Source organism: Acidovorax sp. JMULE5, assembly GCF_013376875.1.
Classification (GTDB): domain Bacteria; phylum Pseudomonadota; class Gammaproteobacteria; order Burkholderiales; family Burkholderiaceae_C; genus Acidovorax; species Acidovorax facilis.
Map to the genome: position 1 here is coordinate 622,311 of NZ_CP035951.1, position 15,738 is coordinate 638,048.

Below are 15,738 nucleotides of genomic sequence, written 5' to 3' on the forward strand. Positions count from 1 at the left end.
GTTGGTGGGGCCTCTGGCCCCATCCCGGTTGCAGGCCGCCTGCGCTGCCCCAGAGGCATTCGCAGGCGGCGGCTTTAGATGCAGAAGCCGCTCGCGCTCACTTGATTTGCGATTCCTTGTAGTACCCGCTGCCTACCAGCACCGCATTCCAGTTGGAGGAATCCACCGCCACCGGCTTGAGCAGGTACGACGGCACCACCTTCACGCCGTTGTTGTAGGTCTTGGTGTCGTTGATTTCAGGCTGCTTGCCCGTCAGCACGGCGTCCACCATGTTGGCGGCCACCTTGGCCAGTTCCCGCGTGTCCTTGAACACGGTGGAAGACTGTTCGCCCTTGAGGATGGACTTGATGGAAGGCACCTCAGCGTCCTGGCCGCTGACTACAGGGCAGGGCTGCTGGGCGGTGCAGTAGCCCACGCCTTTGAGGGATGACAGGATGCCGATCGAGATGCCGTCATAGGGCGAGAGCACCGCATGCACCTTGTCCTTGCCGTAGTAGGCCGACAGCAGGTTGTCCATGCGCGCCTGGGCCACCGAGCCGTCCCAGCGCAGCGTGCCCACCTTGTTCATGCCGGTCTGCTTGCTGCGCACCACCAGCTTGCCGCTGTCGATGTAGGGCTGCAGCACGCTCATGGCGCCGTCGTAGAAGAAGAAGGCGTTGTTGTCGTCGGGCGAGCCGCCGAACAGTTCCATGTTGAATGGGCCCTTGCCTTGCTTGAGGCCCAGCTTGTCCACGATGGACGTGGCTTGCAGCACGCCGACCTGGAAGTTGTCGAACGTGGCGTAGTAGTCCACGTTCTTCGATCCCTTGATGAGGCGGTCATACGCGATGACCTTCACGCCCTTGTCTGCCGCGCTTTGCAGCACGCGCGACAGCGTGGTGCCGTCGATGGACGCGATCACCAGCACCTTGGCGCCCTTGGTGATCATGTTCTCGATCTGCGCGAGCTGGTTGGGGATGTCGTCTTCGGCGTACTGCAGATCGGTCTTGTAGCCCCGGTCCTTGAGCACCTTGACCATGTTGTCGCCATCGGCAATCCAGCGCGCCGAGGACTTGGTGGGCATCGAGATGCCGATGGTGCCCTTGTCCTGGGCCGATGCCACGGACGTGGCGCCAATGGCAGCCAGTGCCACGGTGGCCAACACGGCCTTGAAAATTGCACGCTTCATGGATTTGTGTCTCCTGATGTTGTTTTGATTTGTTTGACGCTTGGTCGCGTCAAGGCTCTATGAAACTGTCGCTGGCCAATGCGAGTGCCACCGCCTAAGGGCCGCCATGCAGCGAAGGCTGCGTTTCACTTGCGGGCACTGGTGGCGTCCCCCTTCCCGCATCGCGCAGCGACTCGAGAGAAAGGGGGAAGGCGCGCAGCGCCTCAGGGGGTTAATACTTCCGATTCGGCATTTCCTTCGCCGCCACTTCCATCGGGAAGATCCCTTCTTCCGTCACGATGCGCTTGGGCACGGCCTTGCCGGCCTTGATGTCCTTGACGGCGCTCATCAGCTGCGGGCCCAGCAGGGGGCTGCACTCCACGCTCACGTTGAGCTTGCCGGCGATCATGGCTTCGAAGGCGCCCTTCACCGCGTCGATGGAGATGATCACGATGTCCTTGGCGGGCTTCATGCCGGCCTCTTCGATGGCCTGGATGGCGCCAATCGCCATGTCGTCGTTGTGCGCGTACAGCACGTTGATCTTCTTGCCCTCGGCCTTCAGGAAGGCTTCCATCACCTCCTTGCCCTTGGCGCGGGTGAAGTCGCCGGTCTGGCTGCGGATGATCTTGAACTTGGGGTCGGCCTTGATGATTTCCTCAAAGCCCTTCTTGCGGTCGATGGCGGGGGCAGAGCCCACGGTGCCTTGCAGTTCGACGATGTTGACCTCGCCCTTGGTGTCCTTCATCTTCTCCACCAGCCAGCGGCCGGCCTTGCGGCCTTCTTCCACAAAGTCCGAGCCCATGAAGGTCACGTACAGCGAGGTGTCCTTGGTGTTCACTGCGCGGTCGGTCAGCACCACGGGGATCTTGGCGGCCTTGGCCTCGCGCAGCACGGGCTCCCAGCCGGACTCCACCACGGGCGAGAACGCAATCACGTCCACCTTCTGCGCGATGAAAGAGCGGATGGCCTTGATCTGGTTCTCCTGCTTTTGCTGGGCGTCCGAGAACTTCAGTTCGATGCCGGCCTCTTTGGCGGCCGACTTGATGGACTCGGTGTTGGCGGTGCGCCATTCGCTCTCGGCCCCCACCTGGCTGAAGCCCAGCACGAGGGGCTTTTGCGCCCAGGCAGCGCCAGGCAGCAAGGCGGCCACGGGCATGCTGGCCAAGGCGGCAGCAACGGTGCGGCGGTTCATTTTCATCATCTTGTCTCCTGTCTGTAATGGTTGGTTGACGATGGTTGCGGGATGGAAAAAGGAACGAAAAGGGAGCCTGGTGACTTAGGCCAGCATGTAGCCCGTCTTGACCGTGGTGTAGAACTCAGCGGCGTAGCGGCCCTGTTCACGGGCGCCGTAGCTCGACTCCTTGCGACCGCCAAACGGCACATGGAAGTCCACACCCGCCGTGGGCAGGTTCACCATGGTCATGCCCACGGCAGCGTGGCGCTTGAAGTGCATGGCGTGCTTGAGTGACGTGGTGCAGATGCCCGCGCACAGGCCGTAGGGCGTGTCGTTGGCCAGGGCCAGCGCGTGTTCGTAGTCGTCGGCGCGCAGCACGCAGGCCACGGGGCCAAAGATTTCCTCGCGCGCCACGCGGTGCTCGGGACGGGCCAGGAAGAGGGCGGGGCTCATGTAATGGCCTGGGGTGGGGCGCTCCAGGCGCTCGCCACCCCAGACATGCTCCGCTCCCTCGCTCTTCGCAATGTCGATGTAATCCAGGTTTTGTGCCAGCTGGTTGTCATCCACCACCGGGCCCATCTCGGTGCCGCGCTCCAGCGCGTGGCCCACCTTCAGGCTGGCCAGCCGGTTGCGCAGGCGCGCCACGAAGGCGTCGTGCACCTCGGCCTCGACGATGAGGCGGCTCGATGCGGTGCAGCGTTGACCGGTGGAGAAATACGAGCCCTGCAGCGCGCAGTCCACCGCCTGGTCCAGGTCGGCGTCGGCCAGCACGATGAGCGGGTTCTTGCCACCCATCTCCAGCTGCACCTTGGCGCGCCGTGCTGAGGCCGCGCGCAAGATGCGGTCGCCTGTGGAAACAGAGCCGGTAAAGCTCAGCGCATTGACCAGCGGGTGGTCCACTAGCGTCTGGCCCACCTCGCGGCCGCTGCCCATGACGAGGTTGAAGGCACCGGCGGGCAGCCCGCTGCGGCTGATGATTTCGGCCAGCGCCCAACCACAGGCGGGCACCAGCTCGGCGGGCTTGAACACCACGGTGTTGCCGTAGGCCAGGGCCGGGGCAATCTTCCAGGCCGGGATGGCGAACGGGAAGTTCCACGGCGCGATGATGCCCACCACGCCCACGGGCTCGCGGGTCACGTCCACCTGCACGCCCTGGCGTACAGAGGCCAGCAGCTCGCCCTGAATGCGCAGCGCCTCGCCCGCAAAAAACTTGAAGATCTGCCCGCTGCGCGCCACTTCGGCGATGCCTTCGGGCAGCGTCTTGCCTTCTTCACGCGCCAGCAGCGCGCCCAGCTCGTCCTTGCGTGCCAGCAGCTCGCTGCCGATCATGTCCAGCACGTCGGCGCGGCGTTGGGGGGTGCTCTGGCTCCAGGTGGGCAGGGCGTCGGCGGCGGCGCGCACGGCCAGCTCGGTCTGGTTGCGGTCGGCGCGGGCGTATTCGGCCACCACCTCGCGGGTGTCCGACGGGTTGGTGCTGATGCCGGTGGTGGTGCCGATTTCCCACCGGCCGTTGATCAGGTGCCGGGGGCTGAGCTGGAGGTCGCCGAGCTTCATGGAGAGAGGCCTTTGTTGCTGTTGCGGCGAAGTCTATGGAAGGTTTAGATATCAATCCAATCGTTTTTTCGACAAAATACATATCGTTCTTTGCATTCTGGAAAACCCCTCCCTTTTCTCGTCCTTCCCTCCATCCATGAGCACCTACAACCACTGGTTCATCCGCGCCCGCCTCAAGACGCGCCAACTGCTGTTGCTGGTGGCCCTGGCCGAAGAGGGCAACATCCACCGCGCCGCCCAGGTGCTCAGCATGACCCAGCCCGCAGCGTCCAAGCTGCTCAAGGACCTGGAAGACGTGCTGGAGGTGTCGTTGTTCGAGCGCCTGCCGCGCGGCATGCGCCCCACCTGGTATGGCGAAACGATGATCCGCCACGCCCGCATGGCCCTGGCCAGCCTGAACCAGGCACACGACGAGATCGGTGCGCTCAAGACCGGTCACTACGGCCAGGTGGGCATCGGCGCCATCACCTCACCGGGCCTGAGCCTGCTGCCCGCTGCCGTGGCATTGGTCAAGCAGGAGCATCCCAGCCTGCGCATTTCGCTCGACATCGAAACCAGCCCCGTGTTGCTGGAGCGTCTGGAGCAGGGCAAGCTCGACATCGTGGTGGGCCGACTGTATGAGGAGCACGACAAGGAGAACCTGCGCTATGAGTCGCTGACGGAGGAGCTGGTCTGCGCCATGACACGCCCGGGCCACCCGCTGTCGAGCATGACCGGGCTGACGCTGCGCGACGTGGTGGCGGCCAGCTGGATCGTGCCGCCTGCGGGCAGTGTGCTACGGCACCGGTTTGACCTGATGTTCCAGCAGGACGGGCTGGCGCCGCCGCTGCACACGGTGGAGACATCGGCCCTGCTGTTCATCACGCGCATGCTGCAGCAGAGCGACATGATTGCGGTGGTGGCTGAGGATGTGGCGCGCTATTACGCGGCGCACGGGATCGTGACCGTGTTGCCGCTGGCGATGCCGTGCCATATGGATGCGTTCGGGATCATCACGCGGTCGGACCGGCTGCTGTCGCCGGCGGCGAAGGTGATGATGAAGGCGTTGAAGCAGACGAGTCTGGTGCAGTATGGGCGGAGGTTGGAGGTGGGGGATTGATTTTTTGGGTGAAATTGGCTGCTAGCGCTTGTTGAGTAAGCGCTGGTAGCTATTATTTTTGTAGTTTTTGCCCTCCTGTTCGTTCGGGCTGAGCCTGCCGAAGCCTGGGTGTCATTCCATCCGTTCGGGCTGAGCTTGTCGAAGCTGGGGCGTGCTGGTTTGTCGGGCATGCTTGTGTTGAGGGCGGAGGCCGGGAGTCGCCCGGCGGGCGAGTAACTTTCTTTTGGGTCGCCAAAAGAAAGTCACCAAAGAAAAGGCGACCCCCAGTCTGCGACCCCTGCGCTGCGCTGCGGGGCAACCTGCGTCGGGGCGGTTGCGGGGTGCGCCGTGGAACTCGCTTTGCTGCTGCGCAGCGCCGCTCGGACAACCACGGCGAGTTAGTTCACGAAGCACGCGCGCTCCGACGCGCGTGCCACCCCGCAACCGCCCCGACGCAGGCGCAGCCAGCAGGGGGGGGGACAGCCGAACAGCCGCACGGGCCATTGCTGCGCTCGGCCCAGGTTGCGCAGCGCGTGGCGCTTGCGCCCGCGAGATGGGGCCGAGCGAAGCGATGGCCCGAATGGATGTCCGTCGGGTTCCCTTCTGGATGCGCCTGGGGCGCGCAGGGCGCGGGGTGGCGCGTGTGCCGAAGGACACACGCGCTTCGTGAACTGACTCACCGCAGTTGTTCGAGCGGAGCGCCGCAGGCGCGCAGCGAGTTCTGCGGTGCACCCGCGCGCGAGCACCCCAGGTTGCCCCGCAGCGCAGCGAAGGGGTCGCAGACAGCAGGGTCGCCCTTTCTTTGGTGACTTTCTTTCGGCGACGCGAAAGAAAGTTACTCGCACGCCGGGCGACTCCCGGCCTCCGCCCTTAACCCAAGCACGCCGCCCAAACCAGCACGCCCCGGCTTCGACGAGCTCAGCCCGAACGGGTGGTGATCGCCAGGAATTGCAAAAACAATAGCTACCAGCGCTTGATGGATAAGCGCCAGAACCCAAAAAGACTTCAAAAAATCAAACCCACCCCGCATCCACCTTGAACTCCTGCGCCGTACACATCGCCGCATCATCCGACGCCAAAAACAACACCATCCGCGCAATGTCATGCGGCCGCAGCTTGTCCGGCAAACACTGGTTGCGCGCCAGCTCCTTCTCGCCCTCGGCGTCCAGCCACAGCTTGATCTGCCGCTCCGTCATCACCCACCCCGGCGACACGGTGTTGATGCGGATGCGGTCCTGCCCCAGCGTCTTGGCCAGCCCGCGCGTGAGGCCGTTCACCGACGACTTGGCAATGGCATAGCAGGGGTAGCCCGTGCCCTTGCCCTGCCAGCCGGTAGACCCCAGGTTGATGACAGAGCCCGCGCCCAGCCTGCGCATGCCCGGCACCACGGCCTGGATGGCGAAGAAGGCGGGGCGCTCGTTGATGGCCATGCGCTCGTCGTAGTACTCGGGGGTCACGGATTCGAGCGTGTGCCGGTCATCGCTGGCCACGTTGTTCACCAGCACCGCAAAGTCGCTGCCCAGCTCGGCCGCCGCTTCGGCTACGCAGGCCTGCAGGGCGTTCACATCGCGCACATCACACACACGCCACCAGGGGCGGGGCAGGCCTGCGTCGGCAATGTGCTGGGCCAGGGCTTCGCTGGCGTTGCGCGCCACGTCCACAAACGCCACGCGGGCACCTTGTTCGGCAAACGCTGCCACGATGGCCGCGCCAATGCCGCTGCCGCCGCCCGTCACAAACACGGCGCGGCCTTGCAGGCTGGGGAATTTCGCCAGGCCCTGAGGGGCGCCCGTGGCGTCGGTCGAGGAAGAGGAGGGGGTAAAAAGCTGTGTCATATCAATATTGCAATCAATCAATGGCAAAAAAATTCATTTCAAGCATCAATTGGCGTTGATAAGATGCCGCTCGTCAAGTGCCTGGCGGCAGGCCGATGCAAAAAAACGACCGGAGACAACCAACGTGCGCCCTTCGCTGGATACCCCCATCCCACCGTCCAGCGGCGCGTCCGCCTCTGCTCCCACAACAACCGGCGCCGGGCGCTGCGTGGTCGCACTGGGCAACGCACTGGGCGAGGGCGTGATGTGGTCGGTGCGCGAGCAGGCCGTGTACTGGGTGGACATCCTGCAGCGCGAGCTGCACCGCTGGGACCCGGCCACCAGCGCCCACCAGCGCTGGACGTTTGACGAAGAGATTTCTGCCATTGCCGAGCGCGCCAACGCCCCCGGCTTCATCGTCACCCTGCGCCGGGGCTTTGCGCTTTTCGACCCCGCTGCTGACATCGCCCCGCGCTACCTGCACCAGCCCGAGCCAGAGCGCACAGGCAACCGATTCAACGACGGCAAGTGTGACGCCCAGGGCCGCTTTTGGGGTGGCAGCATGGACTTTGCATGCGAGGCTCCCACGGGCGCGCTCTACACCTACACCGCCAGCGGCGACTGCGTGCGGCACGACGATGGTTTTGCCGTGACCAATGGCCCCACCTGGGCTACCACCGCGCAGGGCCCGGCCATGTTTTTCAACGACACGGTGCAGGGCACCACCTACCGCTACCGCTGCGACCCGGCCACCGGCACCGTGAGCGACAAGACCTTGTGGAAGCGCTGGCCCGCGGCTGACGGCGTGCCCGACGGCATGACCACTGATGCGAAGGGCCGCTTGTGGATTGCTCACTGGGGCGGCGGCTGCGTCACCTGCCACGACGCCGACACGGCCGAGGAGCTGGCCCGCATCCCGCTGCCCGTGAGCCAGGTGACCAACTGCGCCTTTGGCGGTGCGGACCTGTGCACGCTGTACATCACCTCGGCCCGCACCGGTCTCACGCCCGAGCAGCTCGCGGCCGAGCCGCTGGCCGGGGCACTGTTTGCCGTGGACATCAGCGCGCCCGGCCTGCCCGCGCATCTTTTCGGCGGCTGATGCCGGCCCCGCGCGCAGCAGCGAGGCCCATGGCTCCGCCTCCTTTTTTCTCCATCCCGCAGAAAGCACACCGCCCATGACCGAGGCCACTTCATCCCATCCCATCGTCTGGCTGCACCACGCGGGGCAGCACCTGGGCCTGGTGCCCACACTGGGCGGCAGTGTGGCAGCCTGGCAGATCGACGACCCGCAAGAGGTGGGCGCACGCATCGACCTGTGGCGCCCGTGGGACGGCGCCACGCCCGACCTGTACCAGCTCGCGTCGTTTGCCATGGTGCCCTGGTCCAACCGCATCAGCGGCGGCGGGTTCGAGCACGCGGGCCAGTTCCACCCCATGCGCCCCAACCGCGTGGGCGAGCCCTATCCCATCCATGGTGACGGGTGGCTGCAGCCCTGGCAGATCACCCAGCCCGCGCCCGACACGCTGCAGATGCAGCTGTGCTCGCGGCACTTCGACGGCAACCCCTACAACTACGAATGTGTGCAGACCTTCCGGCTGGTGGACGGCGGCCTGGACCAATCGGTGCAGGTGCGGCACCTGGGCGCGCAGCCGCTGCCCTACGGCCTGGGCCTGCACCCCTGGTTTCCGCGCACGCCCGGCACACGCATCACGGCGCCGGTGCAGGGCGTGTGGCTGTGCGGCGACGACCCCTTGCCCACGGAGCACACGCAGCAGTTTCCGCCCGGCTGGGACCTGAATGTGGGCGCCCCCGCGCACGGCGGCCTCATCGACAACGCCTACACCGGCTGGGGCGGCACGGCGCAGATCGACTGGCCCGAGCGAGGCCTGCGCTTGACCGCCCAGATGTCAGACTTTGACAAGGACGGCGGCGCGGCCCATCACTATTGCCTGGTGTACCGCCCGCCGCAGGGCCCTGCGTTCTGCTTTGAGCCCATAACCCAGCCCATCGACGCCTTCCACCAGCCCGGGCAGCCCGGCCTGCGCACGCTGGCGCAGGGCGAGGTGCTGGTTATGAATGTGCAGTGGCGTTACCAACCGCTGCCCGGTTGAGGGTGGGCGTTACAGCGGCGCCGCGTGGCACGCCACGCACAGCTTGTTGCCGTCAGGGTCCCGAAAATACGCGCCGTAGTAATGGGCGTGGTACTCGGGCCGCAGGCCCGGGCGGCCCTCGCACACGGCGCCCAGGCTCAGCGCCAGGGCATGCGCAGCATCCACCTGGTCGCGCGTGGCGGCCGCAAAGGCCACCATGGTGCCGTTGCCGGGCTGTGGCACCTCGCCATTGAAGGGGCGCGCAATCACAAACAGCGGGCGCGGCCCGGGGGTGGATTCCCAACCTGCCCAGGGCCGGTCGGGCTCGCAAAAACGCTCCTTCACCCCCAGTACGCTCAGCACAGGCCGGTAAAACGCCAGCGCGCGCTCAAAGTCTGAAATGCCCAAAAACACGTGCGAGAGCATGATGGGTTGATCCTTCTGGTGGTCTGAATGCTGGTGGCCTAGGCGGCCGACCCTGTGTGCCCCGGGGCCCGGCCCTTGTGGGCCTTGCTACCGCTCAGGGCATTGAGCTCTACCGCCGCACGGATGAGTGCGCGGAACGCATCGGCAGGCAGTGTGTCGCCCTCGTGGATATCAATGGCACGGCGTGCGTTGCCGTCCAGGCTGGCATTGAACAGGCGCGCCGGGTCGGGCAGCGCAGCGCCTTTCAGAAAGGTGAGCTTTACCGCCGTCTTTCGGAGCCTGTTGACGGCCCCGCAGGGGTCGCGCTGTGGCCTTTGCGGGATGGTATGCAAGGCGCGGTGCGCTGCCAATAGCTCGGCTATTGGCAAGCGCCGCAACGCCGCAGACCGCCCGGCAAGGCACTTGCCCGAAGGGTTGGAGTGAAATCGGGCGATTGGACGCCCCGGCTGCTTGCATGGGCACGAGCCCATGCGGCTCATCCGAAGCTTCCACTCATCCCGATTGCACTCCAATGCGATCCCCGAAAAGATCTTGAACAGGTTCTTAGAGGGTTCCAACAACTTCATGGGGTCATGATGATGCCAGTCTGGTGGGGCAGCGGCCCCTGCAAGAGCCTGGTTCAAGACGACCCGGGCCGTTGCTCTCGACGACCTCTCCGTGCCACCCGTTCGCCCGTCTCGCGGAGGTTGTGTTAATTTGCAACTATCCAACCATCACCCCAACCACCCCGCAGGGAGGATTCACTGATGAAGAACACCCAACCTGGAAGCGCTGGTCCGTTTGCACCACTGGCAATGCTGATGCTGCTGTCAGCGCTGCCCTTTGCCGCGTCGGCCCAAACGATCTCCAGCGGCGCCCCTGCCGTGGCCAACGTGCCGGTGGACAGCCCCTTGGCGCTGGGCGCCTTGCTGGTGGCTGTTGCGCTGGCCGGGTGGTGGTCGCTGCGCCGCAGTCACGGCGTGCGGCGTGTGGCGTCGCTGCTGCTGGTGGCCGCAGTGGTGGGCCTGGCGGGGCAGGGGGCGGGTTTGATGGCGCAGGTTGTCAGTGCCTTCACCCAACCTGCGGGCGAGACACTGCCCATTACTGTCAGCCCCATCACGGCGGGTGGTTTCACAGGCTTTCAGCCTGCGGACTTCAGCAACAACTCCGGCGCTGCGCTGCGAATTGCCGCCATCGACCCGCCCGACCTGGCCCAGTGTTTTGCCATCAACCCGGCCAACACCTTGCTGCCCCCCGGGCCTCCCACGCCATCGCCCCATCCCGCCTGCGGCGTGGGGGCCATGCTGGCCAATGGTGCCACCTGCCGGGTGGATGTCGAGGCCATCTGCCGCAGCCTCTACGTCTCGGGCGCCACGCTGACCGCCATCAGCCCCAGCTCCGGCACCGCATCGGGTGGGGTCGGCGTCACGCTGACCGGCACCGGGCTCACCGGCGCCACCAGCATCACGTTTGACGGTGTGCCAGCCACTTCGGTCAACGTGGTCAACGCCACCACCATCACGGCGGTCACGCCAGCGCATGCAGCGGGTGCCGTCAATGTGGCGGTTTTCACCCCGGCCGGGGCCGCTCAGCTGGCCAGTGGCTATACCTACCTGGCCACCGCTGTGGGGCAAAGCAGTGGCGGCGGCGTGATTGCTGCGCTGGATGGCGGGCTGAACAACCTGATTGCGGCCACCGCAGACAACAGCACCGGGATCGGGTGGGGTGGCTTCGGCACGGCCGTGGGGCCGGGTGCGCAAAGCGACACCGACGGCGCCAGCAACACCGCGGCCGTCGGAGTGGCCCTGGGTGCGGGCGTTTATGCCGCGCAACTGTGCAGCACCTACCAGGTCGATTCGCAAGGCAATACACCCTGCCAGGCGGGCAACACCTGCTACAACGACTGGTTCCTGCCCGCCCGCAACCAGCTCGCGGCGCTGTATACCAACAGGGTGGCGGTAGGCGGCTTGGCCAACGCCCTCTATTGGAGCTCCACCGAGGGCTCGGCCTCGCCCCTGACCGATGCATGGATCAATGATTTTTCCATCGGCAATCCGGTGACCATCCCCAAGAACCAAAACCTGCAGACGCGGTGCGTGCGTGCCTTCACGCCTTGAAGGCAGGGGCGCATGCCGTAAAACGCCGAAAATTTGGCTGAAATATGCTCTGGCGCTTGATGGACAAGCGCTAGAAGCTATCAAATGGTGAGCAATCGACCTTGGGCATATGCAGAACACCGGCCGGGCCGCCACGGCCCGTGGTTTACCCGCTTGCTGCCCATTGCGCCTGCCCACACCCTTAACGTCATCCGCAGCGGGGCGTAGGCTGCAAGTGGTGGTGCATGGCGCCCCTCATGCTCTATCGCCTTGACCTGTGCAGCCAATCCCCCAAACTGGAACGATTCCGGCAAACTGGCGTCACCATGAACGTGATAGACCCGCGCACCGCCATCGTGTTGATCAGCGCCATGAGTGCGCTGATGGCCCTGGTGCTGTGGGCTCTCAAGCGCAGCTACCCGCCCAGCATTCAGGGTCTGGGCCAATGGGCGCAGGCGCTGTTGATCATTGTGGTGGGCGGCATCCTGGCGGCCTCGCGTGGGCAACTGCCTGAAATCCTCACCACGGCCGTGCCCAATTTCTTGCTGTGCTGGGGCGTGTACGGCCTGTATGCGGGCACCCAGCGTTTTTACGGCGTGCGCCCAGCCACCTGGCGCTGGCTGGCGGTGACTGTCGCCGTCACGCTGGGCACCCTTTGGTTCGCCCTGGGCGACCCCAGTTACACAGCCCGCCTGCGGCTTGTGACGGCACTCTTGGCCGTGATGTTTGCCGTGCACGCCTGGTTCATCGTGCGGCAGGGCATGGGCGGCTTTTCGCGCTGGCTCACGGTGGGGGTGATCGTGTACATCGCCGTGATTCAGCTGGTGCGGCTTGCCACCACGTTCTTCCTGCCCATGGGCGACACCATCTTGAGCGGCACGCCGCAGCACGTGCTGTTCATCGCCAGTTTTTCCGTGTCTGTCCTGCTGTTTTCGGTGGGCGCCGTGCTGATGGCTGGCGACCGTCTGCGGGCCGAGCTGGAGCTGCTGGCCACCCGCGACTCGCTCACCAACACCCTGACCCGGCGCTACATGGACGAAGCCTGCGCCATCGAGCTGGAGCGCAGCCACCGCACCGGCCAGCCCCTGGCCATGCTGATGCTGGACCTGGACCATTTCAAAACCATCAACGACACCCACGGCCACCAGGCCGGCGACCGCGTGCTGGTGGAGTTTGCCACCAAGGTACAGCGCTGCCTGCGCAGCAAAGACCTGCTGGGCCGCTTTGGTGGCGAAGAGTTTGCCCTGCTGCTGCCCAACACCCCCCTGGACGCCGCCCTGCAGGTGGCCGAACGCATCCGCGCCGCCTGCGTGCCCCAGGGCAACGAGGTGGGCTGCACCGTCAGCATCGGCGTCACCCTGAGCCTGCCGCAGAACGACTCGATGGACAAACTGCTGGCGAGAGCGGATGCGGCGCTGTATGAAGCGAAGAACACGGGGCGGAATCGGGTAGTGGCGGGGTGAGGGGCGGGTTCGGTGTGTGAGAACGGTGCGGGTTCTTGGAGACTGTCAGAAGTTTTCTGTGTGAGGCATAGCCTGTCAACAGGGAGCATGTATGCCACGCAAGAGGAAGACAACCGCAGTAGCGGACAAGGCGGCTTAGCCGCGATTTTCAGCCGTAGTGCTTGAGCAACTAGTCCCCGGTCCGGTGACACCGGCCGAGCTTGAGGGCATCTTCCAGCAGTTCAAGAAGGCGTATCGGAGCGCGCGTCGGGTGCTGAGATGAGTCACCACCTGGTGGGCTGCGCTCCTACTGCGCCCACAGCCTCCAGCGCCCTTCATTCCGTCCATCACCGCCTGCGTAAAAGTTTGTAACGCCTCTCAGTCTCATCCCCTGTACTCCCTGTGTGCAGGATGCTCATGATTTCATAGCTATTCGCGCTCGTCTCACAATCCCTGCAGCCCTATTGCTTTCACCCCCAGCTGACCACACCAGCCCACCCCAGGTAGGGGTCATTCCTAGCTAGTAACGTCCCTAGCTAGGAGCCTTCCCAGTTTCGCAGCGCACGCTGGCCCGGCACAGTCGCACGCCATGCAAGTTACCCCCTCAGCCTCCACCTACGCACCTGGCGACCTGGCCAGCCCGCCCGCTGCCGACAGCGCACGGCTGTTCCCAGACCAGCCTCGGGACAACGCAGGCGCCTTTGCCGACAATGGTTCCGGCGACAACGACCTGCACGACTCCCAGTACCCCCATGCTGACCCCGCCCCGGCCAGCACCTCCCTCTTCGCTCTCCCCGACCATACCCCCAGCACCATACTGACCCAGATGGTGCTGACACAGACCAAGCCCCTGCTCGTCACCCCTGAGAACGCAGCAGGCCTGGGCATCAACCTGGTGCACACCAAGCCCTTGCTGATCACCTTCGAGAAAGAACAGTGCCTGAAGCTGAGCGAGCCAGGAGTCCTGAACGTGCAAGAAGCCAACTTGCTGCACCCGATCAGCCGCGCGGCCAGGAGCGCAGTAAAGATCGCGGGCAGCGATGACCCGACGGCGGGGTTTGCGAGTGACTTCTCGCGCGGAGTGCTGGGCGACAAGCTCCAAGGCGTGAAAACCAAGGGGCACGAGCAAAGCCAAGATCAAAACCAGGTGGGGAAAGATGGGCAACAGCGGGGAAAGCCCTCCAGTGACTGGGTGAAGAGCTTGGGGCTCAGTGAGGTGGATGCGAAGTCGCTGGGTCGGGATGGTATGAGCACCGATACCCGTCAGTGGATAGCAGAACCTGCAGGCCAGCCAGCGTTGACTGCAGGAGACTTTGCGCGGATGGACCGGGCCGGTAGAGAAGCGTGGGCTTTGAAGGGCGGGGCTGTTGAGGCATTCGGCACCGCGCTGGAGAGCAGCTTGCCAGACAGCATGCAGAGTCCTGGACAGTGGGCGGAGTCTGAGCTCGGAGATAGACTGGTACCGGGTGCTTTCTCGCATAGGCTCTACGACAACGTCAGTATCGAGTCTGAGCTGACGAGAAAGTTGAATCTCCACGCTGACGGCACACGCCTGCATAAGATGGCATATGTTGATCCGATGGGCAGTGTTTGGGGTAGCGCGCGTGACATCGAGATCACCGACTCGTTTGAGAGCAGCGTTTCGCCAATTCAGGGTACGCCAAACAAGTACGAAGGGTATGACCTGGGCACTGCGGAGGGCATGAAGAATTTTGTAGTCGACGTCTCGCTTGCCAGAGCGCTCAATATGCAGTTGCCAGACGACATGGTGGCGACGGCCAGGACGATTGCTTCCGCCAACTTTGGTGAGAACGGCTCGCTGAATCAAACGGCGCGAAACATTCTGCGTACCAACGACCAAATCCTCTCGGATCGCTTCGCCACGAATGCTGGGAGGATCGTTACATACCAGGCTTTGAATGAGAAATTCGGCACCAATATTGACTTCTCGGCAGTCGCGCAATTTGAAGGAGGTCAAATGCTGAAGGGCTATGTTCCTATGTCGGATGGGCGGGTTCTGGGCAGGAGCGGTGTCACTATTGCTACCGGCTACGACATCGGCCAGATGAACAAAATGCAATTGAAGGAACTTGGCTTTGCAAAGGACTTGGAGGATAGGCTCCGCCCTTACACAAGTTTGACGAAGACAGACGCGGTTGACTTCTTGAACAACAACCCTCTCTCGGTGACTCGGGCTGAGGCCATGCAGATCGACTTCGCCGTAAAAGCGATGCATCTTGGCGCTGCAATTCAGGCTTGGAATGATTCGGATCCGACAGAGAACTTCGCCGATCTCACGCGGGCACAGCAAACGGTCCTTTTATCGAGGACATTCCATCAAGGTGTTGGAATGCCTGCGACTTCAGTGGCTCAGGGCTTCTATAGCGCAGCTCTGCAAGGGCGCTGGGTACAGGCTGAGACTGCTTTGCGTGCATATGATGTGACCGCCAAGTGGTACAAGAGCCGAGTTGGTGCAGAGGCAAACTTGCTGTTGAAGGAGCGAAGCAAATGAGCGTCGTGGATAGTTGGCGAATCTGGATGGCGATATTGCTGGTTTTGGCGGGTGGGGGTGCAGTTGCCGCAACTCGATGTGACAAGATTGAACGAGTCGATGCTCTCAACGAATGCCTGGGGGACGAGTTTGGGATGGCAGATAAGGCGCTGAACTCTGCGTACGCCGAACTCCGGAGAAAGCTGACGCCTGAGAGGCAAGAAGTGCTTAAGAAAGCAGAGACGTCATGGATCGCTTTACGCGACAACGATTGCGACTTCGAGGCCTCGGCCTCGGCGGGAGGAACGGCGTATCAGTCGCTCTATTTGTCGTGCCAGATTCACACCACCAAGCGGCGAATCCGCCTTCTGCAAGACTGGCGCAAGCGCTCCCTGTAAAGAGAAGAGCCCTTCACAGATTTTGTGTTTGCGGCACAGCCTGACAAAC

12 protein-coding genes and 1 pseudogene are annotated in these 15,738 nt (G+C 64.0%); 7 read left to right on the forward strand and 6 right to left on the reverse strand.

What is annotated here, in order from left to right:
* Nucleotides 1-97: 97 nt before the first annotated feature.
* From chvE to EXV95_RS02895, 3 genes are all read right to left on the reverse strand, one after another.
* Nucleotides 98-1,168, reverse strand: coding sequence for a multiple monosaccharide ABC transporter substrate-binding protein (gene chvE / locus EXV95_RS02885; protein WP_176885748.1), 1,071 nt, complete (start codon nucleotides 1,166-1,168; stop codon nucleotides 98-100).
* Nucleotides 1,169-1,379: 211 nt separating this feature from the next.
* On the reverse strand, nucleotides 1,380-2,345 hold the full coding sequence (locus tag EXV95_RS02890) for an ABC transporter substrate-binding protein (protein WP_176885749.1): 966 nt from the start codon (nucleotides 2,343-2,345) through the stop codon (nucleotides 1,380-1,382).
* A gap of 78 nt (nucleotides 2,346-2,423) precedes the next feature.
* The gene (locus tag EXV95_RS02895) at nucleotides 2,424-3,875 is read right to left on the reverse strand and encodes an aldehyde dehydrogenase family protein (RefSeq protein WP_176885750.1); all 1,452 of its coding nucleotides are present in this window, start codon (nucleotides 3,873-3,875) and stop codon (nucleotides 2,424-2,426) included.
* A gap of 136 nt (nucleotides 3,876-4,011) precedes the next feature.
* Here EXV95_RS02895 and EXV95_RS02900 point away from each other — a divergent pair, with 136 nt between their 5' ends.
* On the forward strand, nucleotides 4,012-4,974 hold the full coding sequence (locus EXV95_RS02900) for a LysR substrate-binding domain-containing protein (protein WP_176885751.1): 963 nt from the start codon (nucleotides 4,012-4,014) through the stop codon (nucleotides 4,972-4,974).
* Nucleotides 4,975-5,966: 992 nt separating this feature from the next.
* On the opposite strand, the gene EXV95_RS02905 is transcribed toward EXV95_RS02900, so the two are convergent.
* Nucleotides 5,967-6,788, reverse strand: a complete 822-nt coding sequence (locus EXV95_RS02905; protein WP_055401789.1) for an SDR family NAD(P)-dependent oxidoreductase — start codon at nucleotides 6,786-6,788, stop codon at nucleotides 5,967-5,969.
* A gap of 124 nt (nucleotides 6,789-6,912) precedes the next feature.
* Here EXV95_RS02905 and EXV95_RS02910 point away from each other — a divergent pair, with 124 nt between their 5' ends.
* Nucleotides 6,913-7,866 (forward strand): SMP-30/gluconolactonase/LRE family protein, encoded by a 954-nt coding sequence (locus tag EXV95_RS02910; protein WP_176885752.1) that lies wholly within the window; start codon nucleotides 6,913-6,915, stop codon nucleotides 7,864-7,866.
* A 76-nt stretch (nucleotides 7,867-7,942) separates the two neighbouring features.
* Complete coding sequence (locus EXV95_RS02915) at nucleotides 7,943-8,878, forward strand: aldose 1-epimerase (protein ID WP_176885753.1); 936 nt, start codon at nucleotides 7,943-7,945, stop codon at nucleotides 8,876-8,878.
* A gap of 9 nt (nucleotides 8,879-8,887) precedes the next feature.
* Here EXV95_RS02915 and EXV95_RS02920 read toward each other — a convergent pair whose 3' ends face one another.
* Entirely contained in the window at nucleotides 8,888-9,283 is a 396-nt protein-coding gene (locus EXV95_RS02920; RefSeq protein WP_055401783.1) for a VOC family protein, read from the reverse strand.
* A gap of 38 nt (nucleotides 9,284-9,321) precedes the next feature.
* Nucleotides 9,322-9,555 (reverse strand): annotated as a pseudogene (locus tag EXV95_RS25120) (DUF1801 domain-containing protein); the annotation flags it as partial.
* A 474-nt stretch (nucleotides 9,556-10,029) separates the two neighbouring features.
* On the opposite strand from EXV95_RS25120, the gene EXV95_RS02930 reads away from it, so the two are divergent.
* From EXV95_RS02930 to EXV95_RS02945, 4 genes are all read left to right on the forward strand, one after another.
* Nucleotides 10,030-11,379 (forward strand): midcut-by-XrtH protein, encoded by a 1,350-nt coding sequence (locus tag EXV95_RS02930; RefSeq protein WP_218135475.1) that lies wholly within the window; start codon nucleotides 10,030-10,032, stop codon nucleotides 11,377-11,379.
* A 305-nt stretch (nucleotides 11,380-11,684) separates the two neighbouring features.
* Complete coding sequence (locus EXV95_RS02935; RefSeq protein ID WP_176885754.1) at nucleotides 11,685-12,821, forward strand: diguanylate cyclase; 1,137 nt, start codon at nucleotides 11,685-11,687, stop codon at nucleotides 12,819-12,821.
* A 568-nt stretch (nucleotides 12,822-13,389) separates the two neighbouring features.
* Nucleotides 13,390-15,312: a pesticin C-terminus-like muramidase gene (locus EXV95_RS02940; RefSeq protein WP_176885755.1), complete on the forward strand. Its 1,923-nt coding sequence runs from the start codon at nucleotides 13,390-13,392 to the stop codon at nucleotides 15,310-15,312.
* Nucleotides 15,309-15,689: a lysozyme inhibitor LprI family protein gene (locus EXV95_RS02945; RefSeq protein WP_176885756.1), complete on the forward strand. Its 381-nt coding sequence runs from the start codon at nucleotides 15,309-15,311 to the stop codon at nucleotides 15,687-15,689. The genes EXV95_RS02940 and EXV95_RS02945 overlap by 4 nt, the downstream gene beginning before the upstream one ends.
* Nucleotides 15,690-15,738 lie beyond the last annotated feature (49 nt).

Bases quoted from the DNA above. Each gene is read 5' to 3' on its own strand.
- EXV95_RS02895 (WP_176885750.1), bottom strand. From the start codon at position 3,875: ATGAAGCTCGGCGACCTCCAGCTCAGCCCCCGGCACCTGATCAACGGC.
- EXV95_RS02935 (WP_176885754.1), top strand. From the start codon at position 11,685: ATGAACGTGATAGACCCGCGCACCGCCATCGTGTTGATCAGCGCCATG.
- EXV95_RS02900 (WP_176885751.1), top strand. From the start codon at position 4,012: ATGAGCACCTACAACCACTGGTTCATCCGCGCCCGCCTCAAGACGCGC.
- EXV95_RS02905 (WP_055401789.1), bottom strand. From the start codon at position 6,788: ATGACACAGCTTTTTACCCCCTCCTCTTCCTCGACCGACGCCACGGGC.
- EXV95_RS02945 (WP_176885756.1), top strand. From the start codon at position 15,309: ATGAGCGTCGTGGATAGTTGGCGAATCTGGATGGCGATATTGCTGGTT.
- chvE (WP_176885748.1), bottom strand. From the start codon at position 1,168: ATGAAGCGTGCAATTTTCAAGGCCGTGTTGGCCACCGTGGCACTGGCT.
- EXV95_RS02920 (WP_055401783.1), bottom strand. From the start codon at position 9,283: ATGCTCTCGCACGTGTTTTTGGGCATTTCAGACTTTGAGCGCGCGCTG.
- EXV95_RS02915 (WP_176885753.1), top strand. From the start codon at position 7,943: ATGACCGAGGCCACTTCATCCCATCCCATCGTCTGGCTGCACCACGCG.
- EXV95_RS02890 (WP_176885749.1), bottom strand. From the start codon at position 2,345: ATGAAAATGAACCGCCGCACCGTTGCTGCCGCCTTGGCCAGCATGCCC.
- EXV95_RS02940 (WP_176885755.1), top strand. From the start codon at position 13,390: ATGCAAGTTACCCCCTCAGCCTCCACCTACGCACCTGGCGACCTGGCC.
- EXV95_RS02930 (WP_218135475.1), top strand. From the start codon at position 10,030: ATGAAGAACACCCAACCTGGAAGCGCTGGTCCGTTTGCACCACTGGCA.